Source organism: Limnobaculum eriocheiris (assembly GCF_021010575.1).
GTDB lineage: Bacteria > Pseudomonadota > Gammaproteobacteria > Enterobacterales > Enterobacteriaceae > Limnobaculum > Limnobaculum eriocheiris.
Window position 1 is genome coordinate 14,762 of the sequence record NZ_JAJNAG010000025.1, and the last position, 24,495, is coordinate 39,256.

20 protein-coding genes and 1 pseudogene are annotated in these 24,495 nt (G+C 47.1%); 13 read left to right on the forward strand and 8 right to left on the reverse strand.

What is annotated here, in order from left to right; genetic code table 11:
• Nucleotides 1-103: 103 nt before the first annotated feature.
• Nucleotides 104-1,318, reverse strand: coding sequence for a tyrosine-type recombinase/integrase (locus LPW36_RS11425; protein ID WP_230609772.1), 1,215 nt, complete (start codon nucleotides 1,316-1,318; stop codon nucleotides 104-106).
• Between the two features lie 401 nt (nucleotides 1,319-1,719).
• Between LPW36_RS11425 and cysJ the strand changes: the two genes are divergently transcribed.
• The 5 genes from cysJ (at nucleotide 1,720) to LPW36_RS11450 (ending at nucleotide 6,858) form a co-directional block, all read left to right on the forward strand.
• Complete coding sequence (gene cysJ, locus LPW36_RS11430; protein ID WP_230609773.1) at nucleotides 1,720-3,525, forward strand: NADPH-dependent assimilatory sulfite reductase flavoprotein subunit; 1,806 nt, start codon at nucleotides 1,720-1,722, stop codon at nucleotides 3,523-3,525.
• Entirely contained in the window at nucleotides 3,525-5,222 is a 1,698-nt protein-coding gene (gene cysI, locus LPW36_RS11435; protein ID WP_230609774.1) for an assimilatory sulfite reductase (NADPH) hemoprotein subunit, read from the forward strand. Before cysJ ends, cysI begins: the two co-directional genes overlap by 1 nt.
• A 9-nt stretch (nucleotides 5,223-5,231) precedes the next feature.
• Nucleotides 5,232-5,966 carry a phosphoadenylyl-sulfate reductase gene (locus LPW36_RS11440; protein ID WP_230609775.1) on the forward strand — a complete coding sequence of 245 codons (735 nt, stop codon included), beginning with the start codon at nucleotides 5,232-5,234 and terminating at the stop codon, nucleotides 5,964-5,966.
• 338 nt (nucleotides 5,967-6,304) lie between these two features.
• Nucleotides 6,305-6,547, forward strand: coding sequence for a type II toxin-antitoxin system CcdA family antitoxin (locus LPW36_RS11445; RefSeq protein ID WP_230609776.1), 243 nt, complete (start codon nucleotides 6,305-6,307; stop codon nucleotides 6,545-6,547).
• Between the two features lie 2 nt (nucleotides 6,548-6,549).
• Nucleotides 6,550-6,858, forward strand: a complete 309-nt coding sequence (locus tag LPW36_RS11450) for a CcdB family protein (RefSeq protein ID WP_230609798.1) — start codon at nucleotides 6,550-6,552, stop codon at nucleotides 6,856-6,858.
• Here the strand turns inward: LPW36_RS11450 and yghX are convergent.
• The 3 genes and pseudogenes from yghX to adiC form a co-directional block, all read right to left on the reverse strand.
• Nucleotides 6,839-7,756 carry a YghX family hydrolase gene (gene yghX, locus LPW36_RS11455; protein ID WP_230609777.1) on the reverse strand — a complete coding sequence of 306 codons (918 nt, stop codon included), beginning with the start codon at nucleotides 7,754-7,756 and terminating at the stop codon, nucleotides 6,839-6,841. The genes LPW36_RS11450 and yghX overlap by 20 nt on opposite strands.
• Before the next feature lie 144 nt (nucleotides 7,757-7,900).
• Nucleotides 7,901-10,195 carry an Orn/Lys/Arg family decarboxylase gene (locus LPW36_RS11460; RefSeq protein WP_230609778.1) on the reverse strand — a complete coding sequence of 765 codons (2,295 nt, stop codon included), beginning with the start codon at nucleotides 10,193-10,195 and terminating at the stop codon, nucleotides 7,901-7,903.
• Between the two features lie 411 nt (nucleotides 10,196-10,606).
• Nucleotides 10,607-11,897 (reverse strand): annotated as a pseudogene (gene adiC, locus LPW36_RS11470) (arginine/agmatine antiporter); the annotation flags it as partial.
• A 347-nt stretch (nucleotides 11,898-12,244) separates the two neighbouring features.
• On the opposite strand from adiC, the gene cysG reads away from it, so the two are divergent.
• The 5 genes from cysG (at nucleotide 12,245) to tam (ending at nucleotide 17,670) form a co-directional block, all read left to right on the forward strand.
• On the forward strand, nucleotides 12,245-13,681 hold the full coding sequence (gene cysG, locus LPW36_RS11475) for a siroheme synthase CysG (protein WP_230609781.1): 1,437 nt from the start codon (nucleotides 12,245-12,247) through the stop codon (nucleotides 13,679-13,681).
• 32 nt (nucleotides 13,682-13,713) lie between these two features.
• The gene (cysD, locus tag LPW36_RS11480; RefSeq protein ID WP_230609782.1) at nucleotides 13,714-14,622 is read left to right on the forward strand and encodes a sulfate adenylyltransferase subunit CysD; all 909 of its coding nucleotides are present in this window, start codon (nucleotides 13,714-13,716) and stop codon (nucleotides 14,620-14,622) included.
• Nucleotides 14,623-14,632: 10 nt separating this feature from the next.
• Nucleotides 14,633-16,093: a sulfate adenylyltransferase subunit CysN gene (cysN, locus tag LPW36_RS11485; protein WP_230609783.1), complete on the forward strand. Its 1,461-nt coding sequence runs from the start codon at nucleotides 14,633-14,635 to the stop codon at nucleotides 16,091-16,093.
• Nucleotides 16,094-16,099: 6 nt separating this feature from the next.
• A complete protein-coding gene (cysC, locus tag LPW36_RS11490; protein WP_230609784.1) occupies nucleotides 16,100-16,690 on the forward strand; it encodes an adenylyl-sulfate kinase in 591 nt (196 codons plus the stop codon).
• Nucleotides 16,691-16,881: 191 nt separating this feature from the next.
• Nucleotides 16,882-17,670 carry a trans-aconitate 2-methyltransferase gene (gene tam / locus LPW36_RS11495; RefSeq protein ID WP_230609785.1) on the forward strand — a complete coding sequence of 263 codons (789 nt, stop codon included), beginning with the start codon at nucleotides 16,882-16,884 and terminating at the stop codon, nucleotides 17,668-17,670.
• 48 nt (nucleotides 17,671-17,718) lie between these two features.
• Here the strand turns inward: tam and LPW36_RS11500 are convergent, their stop codons facing one another.
• On the reverse strand, nucleotides 17,719-18,708 hold the full coding sequence (locus LPW36_RS11500) for a sulfate ABC transporter substrate-binding protein (protein ID WP_230609786.1): 990 nt from the start codon (nucleotides 18,706-18,708) through the stop codon (nucleotides 17,719-17,721).
• Between the two features lie 175 nt (nucleotides 18,709-18,883).
• Between LPW36_RS11500 and LPW36_RS11505 the strand changes: the two genes are divergently transcribed.
• Nucleotides 18,884-19,267, forward strand: a complete 384-nt coding sequence (locus tag LPW36_RS11505) for a hypothetical protein (RefSeq protein ID WP_230609787.1) — start codon at nucleotides 18,884-18,886, stop codon at nucleotides 19,265-19,267.
• Between the two features lie 258 nt (nucleotides 19,268-19,525).
• Complete coding sequence (gene cueR, locus LPW36_RS11510) at nucleotides 19,526-19,939, forward strand: Cu(I)-responsive transcriptional regulator (protein ID WP_230609788.1); 414 nt, start codon at nucleotides 19,526-19,528, stop codon at nucleotides 19,937-19,939.
• A 204-nt stretch (nucleotides 19,940-20,143) separates the two neighbouring features.
• Here cueR and LPW36_RS11515 read toward each other — a convergent pair whose 3' ends face one another.
• Both LPW36_RS11515 and LPW36_RS11520 read right to left on the reverse strand, forming a co-directional pair.
• Nucleotides 20,144-20,623, reverse strand: coding sequence for an NfeD family protein (locus LPW36_RS11515; protein ID WP_230609799.1), 480 nt, complete (start codon nucleotides 20,621-20,623; stop codon nucleotides 20,144-20,146).
• 5 nt (nucleotides 20,624-20,628) lie between these two features.
• The gene (locus LPW36_RS11520) at nucleotides 20,629-21,549 is read right to left on the reverse strand and encodes an SPFH domain-containing protein (RefSeq protein ID WP_230609800.1); all 921 of its coding nucleotides are present in this window, start codon (nucleotides 21,547-21,549) and stop codon (nucleotides 20,629-20,631) included.
• 492 nt (nucleotides 21,550-22,041) lie between these two features.
• On the opposite strand from LPW36_RS11520, the gene LPW36_RS11525 reads away from it, so the two are divergent.
• Nucleotides 22,042-23,256 carry an MFS transporter gene (locus tag LPW36_RS11525; protein WP_230609801.1) on the forward strand — a complete coding sequence of 405 codons (1,215 nt, stop codon included), beginning with the start codon at nucleotides 22,042-22,044 and terminating at the stop codon, nucleotides 23,254-23,256.
• A 304-nt stretch (nucleotides 23,257-23,560) separates the two neighbouring features.
• Here the strand turns inward: LPW36_RS11525 and LPW36_RS11530 are convergent, their stop codons facing one another.
• A complete protein-coding gene (locus tag LPW36_RS11530) occupies nucleotides 23,561-24,415 on the reverse strand; it encodes a co-chaperone YbbN (protein ID WP_230609789.1) in 855 nt (284 codons plus the stop codon).
• Between the last annotated feature and the right edge of the window lie 80 nt (nucleotides 24,416-24,495).

Consider the following 24,495-nt stretch of genomic DNA (forward strand, 5'->3'; position numbering starts at 1 on the left):
CTCATTCGCATTATTGATTGTGGATAAAAAAAGAGGAAACAAAAAGTTTCCTCTACTTACAAGATCTTTAAATGGGTGTCTGGATGGCTAATTCGGGATGGATCTATTTTCCTGATGTGTCAGAAATGATGGCATTTTTCAGTTCTAAACTATCAAGATAGTCTGCATACCACTGCAACATTTCTCTTCGTTGTTCTAAATATTGGGCATGGTTGTATGTACCTCGGATTATATTTTTATCAACATGAGCAAGCTGTAATTCAATCCATGCGGTGTTATAACCTTGCTCGTGTAAGATCGTACTCATAGTGTGCCGAAAACCGTGAGCCGTAGTTCTATTTAACCAACCCAGTTGTAGTAGACAATAGTTAAATGCTCGTCGTGCTCGGGGTTTTTGAGCATCAAAATAACCTGGAAATATATAGGGTGATTCTATTGAATTGGTCAAAACTTTAACAATCTTAAGTAGTTCTATAGATTGTTTACAAAGAGGAACAAGGTGCGGGCGTCGCATTTTCATTCGTTCTGCTGGAATTGTCCAAGTTGCTCTATTTAGGTCAATTTCATCCCATGTACCATAACGCATTTCTTGAGAACGCAATCCAGTAAGTAATAAGAGTTTTACAGCTAGTTGCATCAGTGGGTTTATTTTTGATTGATGTAAATTTTGTAAGAACTCAGGTAGTTGCTCGATTGTTAAACTTAGATGATTTTCACTTTCTGGAGATGCTAGAGCATTAGTTAGATAATCTGCCGGGTTAAATTTAGCTCTGCCTGTTATTATGGCATATGCAAATACTTGGAGGCAGGCATGTCGTGTTTTGCGAAGAGTTTCAAGTTTTCCTGTTACTTCTATTTTTCTCAAACATGTCAAGACATCCATTGGTGTTATATCAGTGATGGGGCGTTTTCCAATACATGGATATACATATATTTTGAACCGATTTTCTGTATTTTTCTTATGTTCGACTCCCCATTTACGTTCTTTGGATAAAATCCACTCATCAGCAATTGTTTTGAATGTATTAACATGAGTGATGCGATGAGCTAGTTTTTTGTTCTGTTTTATCTGAGATGGGTCTGTATTCTCCGATAGTAATTTACGTGCCTCATCACGTAGTAGGCGAGCTTGTGCAAGAGAAATATTAGGGTAAACTCCAATAGCAAGTTTTTTCTCTTTTCCTGCAAAGCGATATTTGTAACGCCAGTATTTTGCACCTGATGGTTTTACTAAAAGATATAATCCCTGACTATCAGTAAGTTTGTATTCTTTTTCTTTGGGTTTGGCCGCTTCAGTCTGTTTGGCGGTTAAAGGCATAATAGTATTCCTTTACTTTTTATTAGGGGGCCCTATAAGGGCCCCCTAATGATAATTGATATACGTTGAATTTAATAGATTATAGTTGAGTGATTTTTTGTTTTTTGATTATATATCAGTTGATTATTTTTTATTTAAGGTGATGTATTGATGTGTGTTGAATGATTGGTTCTTCCAGCAACGGGAAGGTCAAGTGGTTGTTTTCATTCTGTGGTGATTAAATTTTTGGAATGGTTTTTTAGCCATATATCACTCAACCATCACGCCATTGGATTAAAACATCCGATGGCGCAATTTCCCCCATATGCCTTTTTATTATTTGTTATGTCTATCCATTCTTTAATCTAATGAAACCAGCGGGATACTCTTAGACAGAATAATTCTAAAGGATCCGCATACCCATGTCAGATAAGGCTTTACCTGTCCCGGTTTTACCGTTGTCACAGGAACAATTAGAACGGTTGAAGACCGCTACTTCCGGCTTAACGCCGGTGCAGCTTGCCTGGGTATCAGGCTATTTGTGGGGATTAACCGATCGGGAGGGCAATGCGCTTTCGGTGGCTATACCCTCATCAACCCCGGTGACTGCGACGCGCCCGGTAACGATTTTATCCGCCTCGCAGACTGGCAATGCGCGCAGGCTGGCAACCCAACTGCGCGACGATCTGAGCCATGCGGGGTTATCCGCAACCTTAGTGAATGCGGGTGACTATAAGTTTAAACAGATCGATCAGGAACGTCAGCTTATTGTTGTCGCCTCAACGCAGGGGGAAGGTGACGCGCCAGAAGAGGCGATTGCGCTGTATAAATATCTGTTTTCCAAAAAGGCACCAGCGTTAAATCAGACGCAGTTTGCGGTGTTTGGCTTGGGAGATACTTCTTATGAAAACTTCTGCCAGACCGGTAAAGATTTTGACCATCGACTGGAAGCGCTGGGCGCTAAACGATTGCTGGCAAGAGTAGATGCGGATGTTGATTATCAGACGCTGGCTGAACAATGGCGTCATCAGATTGTTGAGCGTCTGAAGGCGGAGGTTCCTGCATCGTTGCCATCATCCGTTGCCCATAAGCCTGGCATTAGCGAAAGCCACGGTAAGTACACCAAAGAGCAACCGCTGATTGCTTCGTTATCCGTCAATCAGAAAATCACCTCACGCAGTTCCGATCGCGATGTGCGCCATATAGAAATTGATTTAGGTGACTCCGGACTGAGTTATCAGCCGGGGGATGCATTGGGCGTCTGGTTTCAAAACGATGCTGAGTTGATTGAAACCTTGCTGTCAGAGTTGGGTATGGTGGGTGACACTCAGGTTGAGGTTCAGGGCAAGCCGCAACCGCTGCGGGATGCTCTCAAATATCATTATGAGCTGACGCAAAATACTATCGCAATTGTAGAGTTTTATGCCAATCACAGCGGTGGTGCACGTTTGGTAGAACTACTGACGGATAAAGTGCGACTTCAGGAATATGCCCATAATACACCCATTGTGGATATGGTTCGCCATGCGCCTTCCTCAATGGATGCGCAGACCCTGTTAACCATGCTGCGACCAATGACGCCACGTCTCTACTCTATTGCTTCATCGCAGGAAGAAGTGGGTAGTGAAGCGCATCTTACCGTCGGCGTGGTGCGCTACAGTGTGGATGGAAATCCTCGTACCGGCGGGGCCTCCGGCTATCTGGCGGACCGTCTGGAAGAGGAAGGGGATATTGCAGTATTTATTGAACACAATGACAACTTCAGACTGCCGGACGATCCTTCTACTCCGGTGATTATGATTGGGCCGGGAACCGGTATTGCACCGTTCCGTGCATTTATGCAGCAGCGTGAAGCGACCGGTGCAGAAGGTAAAAACTGGCTATTTTTTGGTAACCCTCATTTTACTTCCGATTTCCTTTATCAGGTGGAGTGGCAGCGCTATGTAAAAAGCGGTCTGTTAAACCGTATCGATTTGGCCTGGTCGAGAGATCAACAACATAAAGTGTATGTGCAAGACAAGCTGCGGGAAAACGGCAGTGAACTGTGGCAATGGATTCAGGATGGCGCCCATCTTTATGTCTGCGGTGATGCAAACCGTATGGCAAAAGATGTGGAACGTGCATTACTGGACGTTGTGTCAATGCACGGGGCTATGGACCCTGAGCAGGCCGACGAATTTTTAAGCGAACTGCGTATCGATAAACGCTATCAGCGAGATGTTTACTAATGAGCAATGATTCTGAGATTAAACTGTCTGACAACGAGCGATTAAAACGTGAGAGTCACTTTCTGCGCGGCACCATTGCCGATGATTTGAAAGATGGCCTCACCGGTGGATTTCGTGGAGACAACTTTCAGCTGATCCGCTTTCACGGTATGTATCAGCAAGACGATCGCGATTTGCGTGCCGAGCGGGCGGAACAGAAGCTGGAGCCGCTGCTAAATGTGATGCTGCGTTGCCGCCTGCCGGGAGGAATTATTACCCCTCAACAGTGGTTGGGCATCGATCGCTTTGCCGCTGAAGATACGCTATACGGCAGTATTCGCCTGACTACCCGTCAAACCTTCCAGTTTCACGGCGTACTGAAAAACGATATTAAACCGATGCATCAGTTGCTGCACCGTTTGGGTATGGACTCCATTGCCACTGCCGGTGATGTTAACCGCAATGTGCTATGTACCTCTAATCCCGTTGAGTCAGAACTGCATCAGCAGGCCTATGAATGGGCAAAGAAAATTTCGGAACACTTACTGCCGAAAACCCGCGCCTATGCTGAAATCTGGCTGGATGGGGAAAAGCTGGAAACTACCGATGTAGAGCCGATTCTTGGCGCAACTTACTTGCCACGTAAATTTAAAACCAGCGTGGTGATCCCGCCGGATAACGATGTGGATCTGCACGCCAACGACCTTAACTTTGTTGCCATTGGAGAACATGGTCAACTGGTTGGTTTTAATGTGCTGGTGGGCGGCGGTCTGGCGATGACCCACGGGGATAAGCTGACTTACCCGCGTAAAGCCTCTGAGTTTGGTTACATTTCGCTAGAACATACTTTGGCGGTTGCGGAAGCGGTAGTGACTACTCAACGTGACTGGGGTAACCGTTCAGAACGTAAAAATGCCAAGACCAAATATACGTTGGAACGTGTTGGCGTTGACGCCTTTAAACAAGAGGTTGAGAAACGGGCTGGGGTGACTTTTGCACCTGTGGTTCCTTATCACTTTACCCGTCGTGGCGATCGGATAGGCTGGGTGGAGGGGGTTGATAAACAATGGCACCTGACGCTGTTTATTGAAAATGGCCGCCTGCTGGATTACCCCGGCAAACCGTTAAAAACCGGTATGGCTGAAATCGCCAAAATCCATAAAGGGGATTTTCGCCTGACTGCTAATCAAAATCTGATTGTGGCGGGGGTTGCAGCTAAAGATAAAGCCCAAATAGAGAAGCTGGCTCGCCAGCATGGGTTAATAAATGATGGGGTATCGGAACAGCGCAAAAATTCTATGGCCTGCGTTTCGTTTCCTACTTGTCCACTGGCGATGGCCGAGGCGGAACGTTTTCTGCCGGATTTTATTACTCAGGTAGAGCAGGTAATGGAAAAGCACCAGTTAGCCGATGAACATATTATTCTGAGGGTGACCGGCTGTCCTAACGGCTGTGGCCGGGCGATGCTGGCAGAGGTTGGGCTGGTGGGTAAAGCGCCGGACCGTTATAACTTACATATTGGCGGTAACCGGGAAGGTACGCGGATCCCGCGTATGTATCGTGAAAATATTACTTCAGCACAAATATTGTCTGAGCTGGATGATTTGGTTGGTCGTTGGGCCAGCGATCGTCAGGAGCAGGAAGGGTTTGGCGATTACGTTATCCGCGCCGGAATTATCAAGCCGGTGGTTGACTCTGCTCGTGACTTTTACGATTAAGGAGAGGCAATGTCGTATCTGAATTTAGCCCGGTTAAATCAATTAACGCCAGAAGAACAGAAGGCTGAACTGACGGAGATTAACCGCCAGTTAGAGTCGTTATCTGCTGTACGGCGTGTTACATGGGCGCTGGAGAATTTGCCAGAAAACAAAGTGCTCTCTTCCAGCTTTGGGATTCAGGCGGCGGTCTGTCTGCATTTGGTTACCCGTCAGCAGCCGGAGATTCCGGTGATTCTGACGGATACCGGCTATCTGTTTCCTGAAACCTATCAGTTTATCGATAGCCTGACGGAGCAACTTAAGCTTAATCTGAAAGTGTATCGTTCTCCTTACTCTTCTGTCTGGCAAGAGAGCCGCTATGGCAAGCTGTGGGAACAGGGGGTTGAAGGTATTGAGCGCTATAATCAGTTGAATAAAGTTGAGCCAATGAACAGGGCGTTAGCTGAGTTACAGGTGCAAACCTGGTTTGCCGGTTTACGCCGTGAGCAGTCGAGTTCCCGGGCGCAATTACCAGTGCTCGCTATTCAACGCGGGGTATTTAAATTTCTACCGATTATCGATTGGGATAATCGGCAGATTTATCAATATTTGATGGATAACGGCCTGAGTTACCATCCTTTATGGGAACAAGGCTATTTATCCGTGGGGGATACCCATACAACCCGTAAATGGGAGCCCGGCATGAGTGAAGAAGAAACGCGGTTTTTTGGTTTGAAGCGGGAGTGTGGGTTGCATGAGGGGTGATGTGTTTTGTTGGTAAACCCGATTAACTTGGTATTGATAACTATCCCGGTCGTAAAGTCAAAGAGGCTTATCCTGGCGCTTTAATAGGGTAAAACTAAAAAGTAATCATTCGGTCCCTGTTGATAATTTTATTGCGTATTGCCTCGCAACTTAATGATATATGAATGGATAGCATTAAATTATTTAGATAACTTCTGTGACAGCCAATGAAAGGGTTGAATAATCAATTCATTGGGCAGTGTTATCGGGGGGTTATGAGTAAGCCTGGGCACTTTACATCCTGGTGTTAATCGTTCAATATACATGCTATTAACACGTGCTCATCACGGGGGTGAAATATGCCAAAGACCCATGCAAAAATAACCAAAAAGACGGTCAGTGTGACGTTGGATCCAATCTTGTATCAAAAGGCTCGCGATATGGGTATCAATTTATCAGCGGTATTAACTCATGCGATTGAAGCGCAATTGCAGGCAGCATCCGTTGCGCAGTGGAAACATGAAAACCAGCAGGCGATGGAAGAGCTAAACCGGATTAGTGAAGAGAACGGGTTACTTTCTGATGAGTACAGGGCGTTTTGATGGTGCAATATACTGTCTATCGTAATGCAGGTAATAATCAGGATTACCCGTACTTATTGAATGTACAAAGTCATCTGATTGATACATTAACCACGCGATTGGTGATTCCACTTTTTCCCCGTAGTCGGTTTAAAGGGAAGGTGCCTCAGCATCTGTGCCCGATATTAACCATTGGGGACGTTGAGTATCTGTTGATGACCCATGAAATGGCCAGCGTACGCCAAAGTATGCTGGGTGACGAAGTGTGTCAGGCCCAGCATCATCGTGATGTAATTAAAGCCGCCATTGATTTTATGATTGATGGCTTTTAGTGACATCGGGAGATATTAGATACTTGCGGAACCAGGCCAGCGTTCTTTCCCAGGCAAGTTCTGCCGCCTCTTTATCATAGCGAGGCGTTGAGTCATTATGAAAACCATGATTAACACCGGGATAGATATAGGCTTCATAGGTTTTATGATTGGCTTTCAGTGCCGCTTCATAGGCTGGCCAGCCTTCGTTAATGCGCGTTTCTAACTCAGCGTAGTGCAACAATATTGGCGCTTTGATATGTGGTACATCTTCCGTTTTGGGTTGGCGGCCATAGAAGGGAACGGCAGCACCCAGTTCCGGGTAGGCGACAGCGGCAGCGTTAGCCACGCCTCCGCCATAGCAGAAACCGGTAATGCCCACTTTTCCGCTAGTGGTATCGTGATGCATCAAAAACTCAATAGCGGCAAAAAAGTCGTTCATTAATTTGGTGGGATCGATCTGCTGTTGTAATTCGCGCCCTTTATCATCATTTCCGGGGTAACCGCCTACCGAGCTGAGTCCATCCGGTGCCAGTGCGACAAAGCCTGCTTTTGCCAGACGTCGCGCTACATCTTCAATATAGGGGTTTAGCCCTCGATTTTCATGCACTACCACCACGCCGGGTACTTTGCCGTTGGCTTTTGCAGGGCGAACTAAATAACCACAAACGCTGCCGTGACCCAGCGGTGACGGGTATTGGATATATTCAGCGATAATCTCTGGGTCGGTAAACTCTACCTGTTGTGCATAACTGTAATCGGGCATCAGCAGTGCACCAAGCGCTGCTGCCGAGACGCCACCAACCACCATTTTGGTTGCCAAATCGATAAACTCACGTTTGCTGATGCGTCCGTGTACGTAGAAATCAAAGTATTCGAGCAGTGCAGGGGGAAAATCTTTTGCAGTGAGACGAGTCATAGGCAGGCTCCACGTTTGCTGTCATTAAGTCAGTATAAATAATGGTCTGTAATTGGCGGTTTTGTAAACCAGGGTGAATGGATTTGTTAGATAAAAAAACCGGAAAATTGCTTTTCCGGTTTCGGGTTGTTCCATCATGCGCCATTATTGCTTAATGCACATAACCTGATATTCACCGTTGACCACTTCGACACCGTGAGTGTCGTGGGTAAATCCAGGGAAGCGCTGGTCAAATGCTTCCAGTGCCTTGAGGTAGCCGAGCAGCGGGCCATTTGCCGGACCGGCATTTTCTCCCGGCATTAGCAGAGGAATTCCTGGTGGATAAGGAACTACGCCTGTAGCGACGGTTCTTCCTGCCATTTTCTTCAGCGGCAGGCTTTCTATCTGGTTACGCACCAGCTTCTCATAGGCTTCCACCGGGCTGAGGTCTGGTTTCGGCAGCTCAGAGAAACCGGCGGACATAGCGGCAGTGGTTTTTAGTTCTTTCATGGCGGCAAACATCATATCGGACAGATCGCGTAGACCCATACCTGCATAGCGTTGCGGATGGCTCTCTAATAGTGCAGGCAACACATGTTCTAACGGTGCGTTTGCGTCATAATCCCGTTTAAAATCCAACAGGGTATTGGCTAATGTGCCCCATTTTCCTTTAGTGATACCAATAGAGAACAGGAACAGAATGGTAAAGTCGGTGGTTTTTTCAACCACGATCCCCTGACGATCAAGATAGGCGGTGACAATACTGGCAGGAATACCGGTTGGCATCAGTGTTCCGTCTGTTTGCATGCCCGGCGTAACGACCGATACTTTTATTGGATCGAGCATACAGTAGTTGTCTTCTATATCCCCAAATCCATGCCAGGCGGCGTTAGGGTGAAGCACCCAGTGTTGTGGATTACTAATCAGCTCATCCTGAGGAACCTGATAGAAAGGAATGGTTTTATTTTTCCCTGTACGTGCAGTATCGGGCTGCCAGCAGTTAAAGAACCATTGTTTATTTTCCGCGAACTCAGCATGCATTCTTGCCATCATTTGACGGAAAGAGACGGCTTCACCAATGGCATCCGTTGTCAGGCTATTGCCGTTTGTGCCATCCATCATGGCTGCGCTGACATCATTGGAAGCAATGATAGGATAGAACGGCGATGTTGAGGCATGCATCATAAAGGCTTCATTGAAGCGAGCATGGTCAATAGGGTTTCGACTATCACGAATATGAATCAGCGAGGCCTGAGAGAGTGCGGCTAATAGCTTATGGGTTGACTGGGTGGCGAAAATCGTCGGGCCTTTTGCATCGTGATCTTTAGGATCGCCATGCATAGCGTGACGATCCTGATAAATCGGATTGAAACGAGCATAGCCATACCATGCTTCATCAAAATGCAGACGGTCGACACTTTTACCTAATAGCTCCTCTACGCGTTTGACGTTATAACACAGTCCATCATAAGTAGAGTTAGTAATAATGGCGTGCACCGGCGTAGCATCAATATCTTTGGTAACCAGTGGGTTATCGGCAATCGACTTTTTGATGGCTTTAGTCGTCAGGTGCTCCGGCTTAATAGGGCCGATAATTCCATAGTAGTTGCGCGATGGCATCATATAGGTGGGAATAGCACCCGACATGGTCATGGCATGTTCCACTGACTTATGGCAGTTACGGTCGCATAGGGCAACTTGATTGCGGGTAACGCTGGACATCAGGATCACCCGGTTTGACGTAGATGAGCCGTTAGTGACGTGATAGGAGCGATGTGCGCCAAATACCCGTGCGGCGTAACGTTCACTTTCACCAATGGGACCAGAGTGATCCAGAAGAGAACCCAATTCACCGACGGAGATGGACAAGTCAGAACGGAACAATGACTCGCCGAAGAAGTTGAAAAAAGCCTGTCCTACCGGTGATTTAAGAAAAGCGGTACCGCCGGTGTGCCCCGGAGTATGCCATGAGTACTCATAAACCTTAGAGAACTCAACCAGTGCTTTAAACATGGGCGGTAATGCATCCTGACGGTAGCGCTCGGCGGCGGCAATAATTCTACCGCCGATAAAGGAGGCGGTATCTTCCAGTAGCCAAATAAAGTCGTCGGCCTTCTGCATTACATCAATGGAGATTTGCGTAGCGCTGGTTCTGTTAGCTAATAAGAATACCGGCATTAAAGCATTACGACGCCGTAAGGTATCCAGAATGGTTATTGGAAATTGATGATCGGGATCGTTGTCAAAATCCCAGTTCAGCAACAGGCATTGAATGGTAGGGTTTGAGTCAATGATAGAGCAGGCATCTTCCATCTGATGTGCGGTTATCACTTCAGCATGGCATTGTTGCAGTTCTCCGGTGAGCTCGCTAATAGCGCGGCCAACGGCAGTGGAATCATCAATAACGTTATGTACTAACAGAATGCGGATAGGAAACTTATGTAAGTGAATATCTTGCATGATAACCCCTGAATTTATTTGAATCGGTAATCAGCGCGATTGGCGATCCGGTTGCCGAAAACAAAGAACATAATGATTAATATAGTAGTGCGAAAATATACTTCTATCGGGTGCTGTATGCGCTAAGTAAACACAGCACCCGAGCGTTATTTATGGTGTTTCTGTTGATGTCGGTTTATTCGACGGTGAATTTATGGTTTGAGACTGAGTGACAGGTACCACAACCTGTTGTGCCGGCGTGCTGATATTTTGCATATGTTCACGGGCATGAATAATGGTATTTCGGTGTTGTCCTATCGATACCCAGAAGGTGGCTATTAGCGCAATAACCGTCACTAGCAGGGTGAAATAGCGTACCCAGGCAGGGACGCTGCCGCCGGGTTGGGTATGGTGCTCTGCCATCTCATTTTTCCGATTGATGGTCATTTCATAGAAGATGATGGTGGCGACTACAAACATCAGTGCCCAGCGGGTTTGGCTACCGTCGGAAACCGATCATGGCGCACAGGCTATAAATTGCGGCAATAAGACCTACAACGGTATAGAAAATATATTGTCCGTTGGATATTTTCTTGTAACTGAGAACCTTGAGGGCGACCGACGAGTAGATGTAAGGAAGTAACGTCATAATGACGGCAATAGAGGCGATTTTACCAAACTGTTCGCTGGCGGTAGGGGACATCGTCGCCAGTACCTGTAAACTCATAATCGCAGCAACAATCGCTAACCCGGCAGCGGGTACTCCTTTAGTATTGACCTTAGCAAAGATATTACCAAACAGACCATCGTTTGCTGCGGCCTGTGCGGTTTGTCCAACGATCAGTGTCCATCCGGCTAACGACCCCAGACAGCCAAGGGCAGCACACAATGCGACCACTTTCGCTGCGCCATCACCAAAGGCCACACGTACTGCATCAGCAAAAGGTGCCGAAGAGACGATCAGCTCTTTGTTAGGAATAATCCCCATAATGGCGGTTGAACTGAGAATGTAGCAAACCGCAGCCAGAACCACACCTACTACGGTAGCAATAGGAACGTTTTTAGTTGGGTTTTTGACTACGGCTGCCGATACTGAGGCGCTTTCAACACCGATAAAGGCCCATAGCGTGAAGTTTAGCGTCATACCCACAGCGCTAACGCTGTTGGTGCCGGAGACGTTCCAACCAGCCATGTAGGTATCGCCATGGAACCAGAACCAGCCAAGCAAAGCCATACCAATAATGGGCAGTAGCGCAAAAATTGTAGAGATGGACTGCACCCGTCCTACAATCTTAGGCCCCAGCATATTGGCGTATGCCAGTAGCCAAATCACGGCGATTTGAGCAATGGCCATGACCAGTGGATCTTTGAGTGAAGGAAAGAAAGTACTCAGATAGCCTAAACCGGCTACCGCCAGGCCCACGTTACCAACGACATTAGCTAACCAGTACACCAGATTGGTCTGGTAGCCCATATAGTCACCGAATGCTTTACGGGTATAGGCGTAAGGGCCTCCGGCCGCAGGGTCAAGGGCGGCATGTTTAGCAAACACCAGAGCCAGAGCAATAGAACCAATGATGGTTACTACCCAGCCAATAATGGCAATACCGCCAATAGCCGCTAAATTGGCAGGGAGCATAAATACGCCAGAACCTATCATACTTCCGGCGACTAAGAATATAGCGGGAATCAATCCAATTTTGTTGTCATCAGCAACGGCCATGTGCACTCTCCAATTAATATGATATTAATTGCAATAATTGCGCTATGAAAACGTTATAGTCAACGAACATAATTAGACTGGATTTAGGTAACAAGCGTGTGATTTTATTAGTGAAATCGTTGCTCCTCTAGTGATAAATGAAAGAATAAATCTGTGTTTATTTGAAACTATATTTTTAGACCGTACCCAGTCCATTAATATTTTGGTGTGAAATAAATATTGCTATTTAACCCAAAATTCTCTTCCCTATTCCATTCAGCTATATCAAATTCCATTTGGTGATTTCATTCGTTAGCAACGACTCTCTATAGTCAGGTTATTGTTTTGTTAATAACCTGAAGGTTACCGTGGATTATTTACCCCTGTTTGCCGATTTGAAACACCGTCCGGTGCTGGTTGTGGGCGGCGGTGAAATTGCTGCCCGTAAGATTGGCCTGTTATTAAGTGCCGGGGCAGAAGTGTTTGTGGTGGCAAAATCTCTTGGTGCTGAGGTGAATAAACTGCATCAGGAGAAAGCATTGCAATGGCTGGCGCAGGAGTTTGATACCCGGCAGTTAGACGATATCTTTCTGGTGGTGGCGGCAACCAATGACAGTACGTTAAATGCCAGAGTATTTCAGGCAGCTAATCAGCGCCGTCGTTTAATTAATGTGGTGGACGATCCTACCCGCTGCTCATTCATTTTCCCTTCGATTATCGATCGTTCACCGTTGGTCGTGGCGATCTCTTCTGGCGGTAAAGCACCGGTATTAGCACGTTTGTTGCGGGAGAAGCTGGAGGCGTTATTACCCACCAGCCTTGGTCAGGTTGCTGATATTGCTGGTAACTGGCGAACAAGGGTTAAACAACAGCTCCATTCATTAAGTGAACGCCGTCATTTTTGGGAACGGTTGTTCGATGGTCGCTTTGCTTCTCTGGTCGCGGCAAATCGCGCCGAAGAGGCTGAAGTGGAGCTTGAACAGCAGCTATATCATCCCGCTTCAACTGCTGGTGACGTGACGCTGGTTGGTGCTGGCCCTGGCGATCCGGGGCTGCTGACATTGCATGGTTTACGGGCCATTCAGCAGGCGGATGTCGTATTGCATGATGCGCTGGTTACGCCAGAGATTCTGGAACTGGTACGCCGTGATGCCACGTTAATTAGCGTAGGAAAGCGTGCCGGAGCACATTCAGTACAACAGGAAGAGACAAACCAACTGCTGGTTGAATTAGCCCAACAGGGCAAACGCGTCGTGCGTTTAAAAGGCGGCGATCCTTTCATTTTTGGCCGTGGTGGTGAAGAGTTAGAAGTATTGGCTAATGCCGGTATTTCCTATCGGGTGGTTCCGGGTATTACTGCCGCGGCGGGAGCGGCAGCCTATGCCGGAATTCCTTTAACGCATCGCGACCATGCCCAAAGTATTACGTTTATTACCGGACACTGTAAGCCCGAGTCTGACGGTCTTAACTGGTCACAGCTGGCTCAGGGCCACCAAACGCTGGCAATTTATATGGGTACGGTAAAAGCCAGCGATATTCAACAACAGCTGATAAACCATGGTCGTTCAGCCTCTACACCGGTAGCGGTAATTAGTCGGGGAACCCGCAGCGATCAAAAAGTCTTAACCGGTACACTCTCACAGCTGTATGAGCTGGCCCGTGAAGCACCAACACCTGCCTTGCTGGTTATTGGTGAAGTTGCGGCACTGCATCAGCGGCTGAACTGGTTTGGTGAATCCGCTCAACCATTATTAACAGCACAAAATAGCCCGGCGCAGTGGCAGTCGGTAGTCAATCTGGCCTGACGGCCTTCAGACAGAGAATTGAGGTATTGAACGTGGACCAAAAACGACTGACTCATTTACGCCAGCTGGAAGCAGAAAGCATTCATATTATTCGCGAAGTGGCTGCTGAATTTGCTAATCCGGTAATGCTCTATTCCATTGGAAAAGATTCATCGGTAATGCTGCATCTGGCACGTAAAGCTTTTTTCCCCGGCAACCTGCCGTTTCCTTTATTGCATGTGGACACCGGCTGGAAATTTCAGGAGATGTATCAGTTCCGCGATAGCACGGCTAAAGCCTATGGCTGCGACCTGTTGGTGTATAAAAATCCGGAAGGGGTAGCCATGGGGATTAACCCTTTTGTACATGGTAGTGCGAAACACACCGATATTATGAAAACCGAAGGGTTAAAGCAGGCACTGAATAAGTATGGTTTTGATGCTGCATTTGGCGGTGCCCGTCGTGATGAAGAGAAATCACGGGCCAAAGAGCGTATCTATTCGTTTCGCGATCGCTTTCATCGTTGGGACCCTAAGAATCAGCGCCCTGAACTGTGGCATAACTACAATGGCCAGATTAACCAAGGGGAAAGCATTCGCGTATTCCCGCTCTCTAACTGGACCGAGCTGGATATCTGGCAATATATCTTTCTGGAAAATATAGAGATTGTTCCTCTGTATCTGGCGAAGCCGCGGCCTATTTTAGAACGCGACGGCATGTTGATGATGATAGATGACAACCGTATTAACCTGCAGCCAGGGGAAGTGATAGTAAAACGTAAAGTGCGTTTCAGAACCCTGGGATGTTGGCCGCTGACCGGTGCGGTTGAGTCTGAAGCGGAAACGCTGCCGGAAATTATTGAAGAGATGCTGGTATCAACGACCAGTGAACGTCAGGGGCGGGTTATCGATCGGGATCAGTCAGGCTCGATGGAATTGAAAAAGCGTCAGGGTTATTTCTGAGGAATAGATGATGAGTGAAGTAATTAATCAACCGGTTAGCGTCAATGAGGCTATTGCCAGACAAATCGCAGAACAGGGCGGAGTCGAGGCATATCTTCACGCACAGCAGAATAAAAGCCTGTTACGTTTCCTGACCTGCGGCAGCGTTGATGATGGAAAAAGTACGTTAATTGGGCGATTGCTGCATGATACCCGCCAGATTTATCAGGATCAGCTCACTATGTTGCATAATGACAGCAAACGTATTGGCACTGCCGGTGAAAAACTGGATTTAGCGCTGTTGGTGGATGGATTACAGGCGGAGCGCGAGCAGGGTATCACCATTGATGTGGCCTACCGCTATTTTTCTACCGAAAAGCGCAAATTTATTATTGCCGATACCCCGGGGCATGAACAATACACCCGTAATATGGCAACCGGTGCCTCTACTTGTGATGTGGCTATTTTGCTGATTGATGCGCGTAAAGGGGTTCTGGATCAGACTCGTCGCCATAGTTTTATTGCTACGCTGCTGGGTATTCGCCATCTGGTGGTTGCGGTGAATAAGATGGATTTGGTGGGATATCAACAGTCGGTTTTTGAGCAAATCCGTACCGATTATCTGACGTTTGCTAACCAGCTTCCGCAACAAACTGAAATTAAGTTTGTGCCACTATCCGCGTTGGATGGGGATAATGTCGCAAGTATGGGCAGCAATATGCCATGGTATTCCGGCGCCACACTGTTAGAAATTCTGGAGACGGTAAACGTGGTGGCGGAACAGCAGCAAAAACCACTGCGTTTCCCGGTGCAGTATGTGAACCGGCCGAATCTGGATTTTCGCGGCTATGCCGGTACTTTATCGTCGGGTGTGATTGAAGTCGGGCAGGCGATTAAAGTGCTGCCTTCCGGTGTAACCAGCCGGATTAAATCTATTGTCACTTTTGATGGTGAACTGGAAAAAGCCTGGCCGGGAGAAGCAATAACCCTGGTGCTGGAAGATGAGATAGATATCAGCCGTGGGGATCTGCTGGTGGCGGCGGAAGATAACAGTTTACAACCGGCCTCCGGCGCTACGCTGGATGTTGTCTGGATGGCGGAGCAGCCGTTGCAGGCTGGTCAGCGTTACGATATCAAAGTTTCCGGTAAAAAGAGCAGGGTACGTATAGAACGTATTGTGCATCAGCGGGATATCAATTCTCTGGAACAACGTCCATCAGAGAGCTTACCGCTGAATGGTATTGGTGTGGTTGAGGTGATATTTGATGAAACGCTGCTGTTTGATAGCTATCAGACTAATCAGGAGACCGGCAGCTTTATCTTTATCGATCGGTTAACCAATGTGACGGTGGGGGCTGGTTTGGTTCAGAAAACGAATACCGTACAAAAACAGCCGCCGACCTTTAACAATGAGTTTGAACAGGAGCTGTTTGCCCTGATTCGTCGTTACTACCCTCACTGGGATATCAGTGGGGCCACTAATAAAGGGTAATGCCAGATGGAAAATAATATTGTCTGGCATGCTCATCCCGTTACCCGGCTTGAGCGGGAACGGTTAAATGAACATGGTGCCGCCGTGGTTTGGCTCACCGGGCTGTCAGGCTCAGGAAAGTCCTCTATTGCGGGGGCGTTGGAGCAGGCGTTGCATCATCTTAATGTTCATACCTATTTGTTGGATGGTGATAATGTACGTCACGGTCTCTGTCAGGACTTAAGCTTTTCCGATCGGGACCGTAAAGAGAATATCCGGCGGGTAGGGGAAGTGTCCGGCCTGATGATGGATGCGGGATTAGTGGTGATCACCGCTTTTATTTCCCCCTATCGTGATGACAGGGAGAGCGTTTCATTACGCTTGCCAGCCGGTCAGTTTATTGAGGTTTTTGTTGATACGCCCATTGAGGTTTGTGAGCAGCGCGATCCTAAAGGGCTGTATAAAAAGGCCAGAAAGGGTGAAATCACCCAGTTTACCGGGGTTGATTTGCCTTATGAAGCACCGCTGAAACCGGATGTGCATTTGGATGGGCGTCGACCAGTGGAAGCGCTGGTTATTCAGCTTATAGGTTATTTAAAGGGGCGAGAAATTATTTAAACCTGAACCTTTTTCCTGATAACCGATAAGGTCGGTATAAACAGATATTCATACTGGCCTTATCGGTTAATCACTGTACCTGCTAAAACTTCATTATCTTTTTAGCCCCGTATATGCTATTCACTTCAAGCTACTGATTCTGTATTTTAGATCTAATCCATCAGCGTATCGGCCGCTAACTAAGGAATATCATGAAAGACTGGAATCCTGACCTCTATTTGCAGTTTGAAGCAGAAAGAACACGCCCTGCCGCAGAGCTGTTGTCACGTATTTTTCATCCGGAGGCTAAATATATCAGCGATCTTGGCTGTGGGCCGGGAAACAGTACTGAATTGCTCTATCAGGCCTATCCAAGGGCGAATGTTACCGGCGTAGATAGTTCTGAAGCCATGCTAATACAGGCAAAACAGCGGCTACCGGCCTGCCATTTTCAACAGGCAGATATCAGCACATGGCGACCGGGTATTCCTCAGGATATTATTTACGCTAACGCATCATTGCAGTGGGTACCGGATCACAACGAATTGCTTCCCCATTTATTACAGCAGCTTTCCGACAGCGGCGTTTTGGCCTTTCAGGTGCCGGATAATCTGGATCAGCCTTCTCATGCCTTAATGCGTAAAGTGGCGATGGAGGGAACCTGGTGGGAGAAATACAGTGAACAGGTATTTAAACGCAGCCCTTTGCTGACTACGGAAGGGTATTACGATTTACTGGCGGGTCATGGCTATCAGGTTGATATCTGGCGCACTACGTTTTATCACGTATTGCCATCGGTCTCTTCCATCGTTGAGTGGGTAAAATCAACCGGGCTTCGCCCGTTTCTTGCACCATTGGATGAGATGGAACAGCAGCTATTTTTACAGCAGTATCAGGCAGAACTGGAGAAAGTGTTTACATCCCGTCAGGATGGTCACGTTTTGCTGCCTTTCCCAAGGCTGTTTGTTATCGCCAGTAAAAAGTGTTCGGTAATACATTAATCAGGTATGAATCGCCTGAGGCAGAGCGAATGCCTCAGGCGAGCGTTATTAGCGCTTACTGATTTGGTCGAAGATGCCATCCGTTGAGAAATGCGTTTTCTGTGCGTTTTGCCAACCGCCAAAAAGCTGGTCAACGGTAAACAGGCTGAGTTGTGGGAAGTTGGCGGAAAACTGTTTTAGCACTTCCGGATCCCGTGGTCGATAGTAGTTTTTAGCGGCAATGGTCTGACCTTCTTTGGTGTAGAGATACTTCAGATAGGCTTCTGAGACTTCACGGGTACCGTTTTTATCCACTACGCTGTCCACTACCGCAACCGTTGGCTCCGCCAGAATAGAGACGCTTGGCGTGACGATTTCAAACTGATCTTTGCCTAACTGCTCAATGGCCAGCAATGCTTCATTTTCCCAGGCAATCAGTACATCACCAATACCGCGTTCAACGAAGGTAGTGGTAGAGCCCCGGGCACCGGTGTCCAGTACCTGCACATTGCCATACAATGTTTTAACGAACTCTTGTGCTTTAGCCTGATCGTTATTATTGTGCTTCAGCGCATAGCCCCAGGCCGCCAGATAGTTCCAACGCGCACCACCGGAGGTTTTAGGGTTTGGCGTAACCACATTCAGGCCCGGTTTAATTAAATCGTTCCAGTCATGTATTTGCTTAGGATTTCCTTTGCGTACCAGAAAAACAATAGTGGAAGTATAGGGGGCAGAGTTATCCGGTAAATGAGTGAGCCAGTTTTTGTTTAATTTACCGTGTTCAGCAATGGCATCAACATCATAGGCCAGAGCCAGTGTAACAACATCGGCAGAAATACCATTGATTACAGATGAGGCCTGTTTACCCGAACCACCATGGGATTGCTTAATGGTTACCGTATCGCCCGTTTTATCTTTCCAGTAAGCAGAAAAAGCCTGATTGTATTGTTGGTACAGCTCTCTGGTAGGATCGTAAGAGACATTAAGCAGATGTATGTCTTTTGCAGATACGCCTGCCGCGGTAAGAAAAAGCAGTATGCCGATATTCCAGTTACGCATAGTGGTTGCCTCATTAAGTGATTAGGTCATTGACGTATTGAGACTGCCAGAAAATGAAATTGAACAATAAAGAATAAAAAGATACTTTTTATAATAATAAGGAATATTCCATTTATTTACTTTTAGCCTATGGGGTAGCATGGTAGAGACCAGGACAAATTGGGGGGTATGATTGATGAAAGGGTTTCTGCGTATTTTGCGCTATCTGGTTTTAGTGATTGCGGTGGTTGCAATATTTTTTACCTGGCAATGGTATTCATTGAAGAAAGAGGCAGAAGCGGCATTCAATCATAATCCGGTGATTGAGCAGTACTTAGGAAAAGTCAGTGTTGAAAAGATGGGCTTAAGCGTATTTTCTGCCCAGTGCCCCAGCGGTTGTGAACACTATCTGATGAAACTACGCGGTGAAAAGGGCAGTGCAATGGCAGTATCGGACTTATCTAAAGGAAGTGAAGAGCTCTCTTATGCCATTTTGTGTCTGCCCGGCGGTGAGAATATTGCCCTAACTAAGGATGCTGAGCTGATTGTGGCAAATGGACGTGAGTCAGCCTGCCAATAGGCAGTGATGAAGATGATGAGCCAGTCTGATTTGCCGGGTATGCCCTTTGCAGCAGCGAAGAAAGATTTGTTGGAGAGCCGGGATAACCTTTCGAAAGAAAGATTGCGATGCGCTTTATGATTTCTATATAGACGGTTCGATTCGCAATGTGGTGTATATTTCCTGCATGAAGAAGCATGCCGAAAGACGAATTGATGATTTGGATCGTTATCTTACCGGCTCGACGTTGAAGTCGTTAATTGGTCAACGGGTGATGTTATGAATATCAGTCAGGTTGCGGAAAAAACGGGTTTAAGCAGTAAAGCGATTCGTTTTTATGAAGAGAAAGGGCTAATTACGCCACCCAATCGTTCATTAAACGGCTACCGTACTTACAATTTGCGCAATATTGAAGAGCTGACATTATTGCGTCAGGCCCGACTGGTGGGATTTACGCTGGAAGAGTGCAAAGAACTATTGGCGCTGTTCCATAATGCGGACCGCCGTAGCGCTGATGTGAAAGCACGGACATTAGAAAAAGTCGCTGATATTGATAATCATATCGCTGAACTGACGCAGATGCGGGAGCGGCTAATGGAGTTAGCGGCGCTTTGTCCGGGGGACAATGGGGCGGATTGCCCGATTATTGATAGTTTTACCGGATGTTGTAAGCAGGATAACGGGAATAATTAGAACATTGAATTTTAGCATCGGTGAATATTTCGGTCGGGCACACAAATGTATATATCACCTGTGCACCCGGCCGGAAAACAATCTGTATTCAGCTTCAGAGTGCGTTGGGCCAGAGGCAGTTATAAAACATCTGGCGGTGTTTCACCCTATGGGCAGCTAAAGCTGCTACAACCCCAACGGCCGTCTCTCTCTCAGATTAACTTTTTAGACGTTATGATTAGTTTGGTTGCGATGCTCATTCCTGATGGCTTCAACAATCAGGGTGATGCTTTCTACTGCGACGATATGGACTTCGGTTCCCTGAGGCAGGTCTTCTGAGCAGCGAACAGGCCAACTGCCATCAGCCAGATTAATACGACCTGCGCCGTTAACAATCGGGGTGCTCAGAACCACTTTTTTACCGATTAACAGCTTGTCCGGCTGATTCAAATTCTGCTTATCACTGACGGTTCTGGTTTTTAACCAGTACCACCAGATAATGGCTGTCACCATGGTCAGAATGGCGAAGTTAACCCATTGCCAGCTCCAGTCCATCGGAACTACCCAGGTTACTGCACCAATAATAATCGCAGATACGCCACTCCAGAGCAGATAACCATAGGTTCCCAGGAGTTCAGCGGCCAGCAGCAGGCCGCCGAATATCAGCCAGAAACGATATGGGTAAGCAGCCATGTCCTGAATAATATCCATTATTTTTTCGGCTCGCCTTTAAGTAATTCAGTGATACCGGCAATACTTCCCAGCAGGTTGCCCGCTTCCAGCGGCATCATCACGACTTTGCTGTTGTCCGCAGAACCAATAGATTGCAGAGCATCAGTATATTTCTGCGCCACAAAGTAGTTGATGGCCTGAATGTTACCGTCAGAAATAGCATCAGAAACCATTTGGGTCGCTTTCGCTTCCGCTTCTGCCGCACGTTCACGGGCTTCTGCCTGTAAGAATGCCGCCTGTCTCTCACCCTCAGCCTTCAGAATTTCAGACTGTTTTTGACCTTCAGCACGCAGAATTGCCGCCTGACGAATACCTTCCGCTTCCAGAATGTCGGCACGTTTATTACGTTCGGCTTTCATTTGAGCGTTCATGGCGGCAATCAGTTCTGCCGGTGGGCGAATATCGCGAATTTCAATACGGGTGATTTTAATACCCCATTGGTTAGTGGCCTCATCAACCACCTGCAATAAGCGGGTATTAATGTGGTCACGCTGGGAGAGCATCTCATCCAGTTCCATGGAACCCAGCACGGTACGGATATTGGTCATCGTCAGATTGAGAATAGCCGCTTCAAGATTGCTGACCTGATAGGCCGCCAGAGCAGAATCTCTGACCTGAATAAAGCAAACGGCATCGATAGTCACATTGGCGTTATCTTTGGAGATAATCTCCTGAGAAGGAACATCCAGAACCTGCTCCATCACGTTAATTTTACGACCGACCCGATCCATAAAGGGAATAATCAGGTTCAGGCCCGGCATTAGCGTTTTGGTATAGCGACCAAAGCGTTCAATAGTCCATTGATAGCCCTGTGGCACCACTTTAATTCCGGCAAACAGTACAAAGAGAACCAGTAGTACCAGAATGGCAATCACAATGGCAGACGTGTTAGGCAACATAATATCCATCCTATAATCCTTTAAAGTTTATATAAGTTAAGTCTACGCGAAATTTGGTATTAGGGAAGTCGGAATGCGTTAGAGAAGGGCTATCTGATATTGATTATTTTGGAACCGTTTTTACAGGACTATTCGAAAACAGACATGTGAATAAAAATTTTTTCGACGCTGAATGAAAATATCTATATCAAAAATATTATTATTGGTTATAATCAGAAGGTTTGACTGCACCTCTTCAAAAATCAATAAATTTGCTTTGTTTTCTATCGCCTTTGGTCGTTAAACCAATAGGTGCTCCTATTCCTGCGCCAAAAAATGGGGTGGGAGGATAGCGATAGGGCTAAATGTAGATAGTTTTGTGCAAACAACGCATTGATTAATTTGAAGTCTGGGTAGGAAAACGTCCGAAGAGTAATAACTGATGACGATATAACGAATAAGGCGGAAATAACAGTGACCAACGAAGTGATCAACCTGACGGAAAACCAAAAAGTGCCGGTTGTCGAAGAGGCAAAAAGAAGAAAGTATGCCTATAAAGCTGTTATCGCCTCTACCGTCGGTTATGCGATGGATGGATTTGATTTACTGATTCTTGGTTTTATTCTCAATGCAGTAGCTCTGGGATTGGGGTTAACCACCAGTGAGGCGGGATCGCTGGTCACCTGGACGCTAATCGGCGCGGTAATTGGCGGTCTGGTATTTGGTGTATTAAGTGATTATTACGGCCGGGTAAAAGTGCTTACCTGGTCAATTGTTCTGTTTGCCGGTTTTACCGGTATGTGCGCGCTGGCACAAGGTTACTGGGATTTGCTGATTTATCGCACCATTGCCGGTATTGGCCTGGGCGGTGAGTTTGGAATCGGTATGGCACTGGCCGCAGAAGCATGCCGCCCCAATGAACGGGCACGTATGTCTTCATATGTCGGCATTGGATGGCAGGTCGGTGTTCTGGCTGCCGCACTGTTAACACCGCTGTTGTTACCGGTTATTGGCTGGCGCGGTATGTTCGCCATTGGCGTGGTTCCCGCACTGGCTTCTTTCGTGATTCGTCACTATATAGGCGAACCCGAGATCTTTGTTAAAAAACGAAAAGAAAAACGTAAAGGAAACCCGTTTAAAGCGCTGATCTCCGATGGTGAAACCATCAAAGCCAGTATTGGTATCTCAATTCTTACCTCAGTACAAAACTTTGGTTATTACGGCATTATGATTTGGATGCCATCCTACTTGAGCCAGCAGTTTGGCTACTCCTTAACGAAATCGGCTATGTGGACAGCGGTAACCGTTGTGGGCATGGCTTTCGGTATCTGGTTATTTGGTCAACTGGCTGACCGTTACGGTCGTCGTCCGATCTTTCTTATCTATCAGGTTGGTGCAGCGCTGATGGTATTAGCCTATTCACAACTAACGGATCCGTTTAGCCTGTTGATTGGTGGTGCCGTTATGGGAATGTTTGTCAACGGTATGATGGGGGGATATGGTGCACTGATTTCCGAAGTCTACCCAACTGAAGCCAGAGCAACCGCACAAAACGTCTTGTTCAACATCGGACGCGGCATCGGCGGACTGGGGCCGTTGGTAGTGGGATTAATAGTCTCCCTTTACTCCTTCCAGACAGCTATCGCACTACTGGCCTCACTATACGTGCTGGATATCCTCGCCACACTATTCCTGATCCCGGAAAAAGCCGGTAAGCCGTTGGAGTGATAAATTTATATAAATGGTTTTAGTGTAGCGATCTGGTTTTAAAGGCTAATCATTGGGAGAGGCCGCCGTTGGGGTTGTAGCAGCTTTAGCTGCCGGACAAACAAGCTTTACCTGTTTGAACAGCGCTTGCGTGAAACACCATAAGGTGTTTCATAACTGCCCCCAGCCCGGCCAGGCCCAACACACTCTGAAGTTGAGTATTGATTGTTTACCGGCCGGGCACGAAGTCTATATAAGTATTTTGCTGCTACGGCCGGAATACCCACGAAAGCTAATTAAAACGCAATTAAATCAGTATCCAATATCAATACAACAACGAATACAACCGACGTCTAAACTTCGCCGCCAGCGCATCACCGGTCCCCAGCGCTGCCAGAATATCCAGCATGGTTTTCTTCGCGCTACCGTTCGCCGCATCCAGTGAATGGGTCAGGTGTTTCATCAGCAGCGTTAATGCTTCTTCATTGCGCCCAACGGTATGTAATTGTAAGGCTAACTGAACCGCCAGTTCGGCATTATCCGGCTGGGCTTCAACCTGCTGCTGGAGCTGTTGAATTTCCGGGGTATCCGCTGCCTGTTTAAGGAGCTCGATTTGTGCCACCAGACCCTGATAGCGAGTATCACGATCCTGAAGTGGAATGGTTGCCAGAACACTTTGTGCATCATCACTGCGGTTTAGCGCAATCTGCGTTTCCGCCAGCATCAGGCCAATATCGCTGCGTTGATTGCTTAACTGCCAGGCGTCTTTCAGTAATGGCAACGCATCAATATATTTCCCTTCGCGCATTAGCTCATCGGCTTCAGCGGCTTTCAGCTCTTCTTCTTTCGGTAGAAAACGGTTTAACAGTTCACGAATAGCCTCTTCCGGCTGTGGCCCCTGAAACCCATCGGCAGGCTGGCCATCTCTAAACAGATAAACGGTAGGAATGGCCCGAATACCAAACTGACCTGCAATCATCGGCTGAGTATCACAGTCAATTTTTGCCAGCGTAAACTTACCGGCATATTCAGCCGCTAATTTTTCCAGAACTGGGTCTAACAGCTCGCAATGTTGACTGCGGGGAGACCAGAAATAGAATAGTACCGGAGCCTGGGCTGACTGTTCTAACACGTGCTGAAAATTAGACTCGTTGACGTCAATGATGGCATTAGTGGTCATAATAGATTCTCTTTATTCGATTCTTCTTGTAAGCGTTATTTAGTCAATATATGTGGGCATTATTGTGCGCTTCAAGCGTG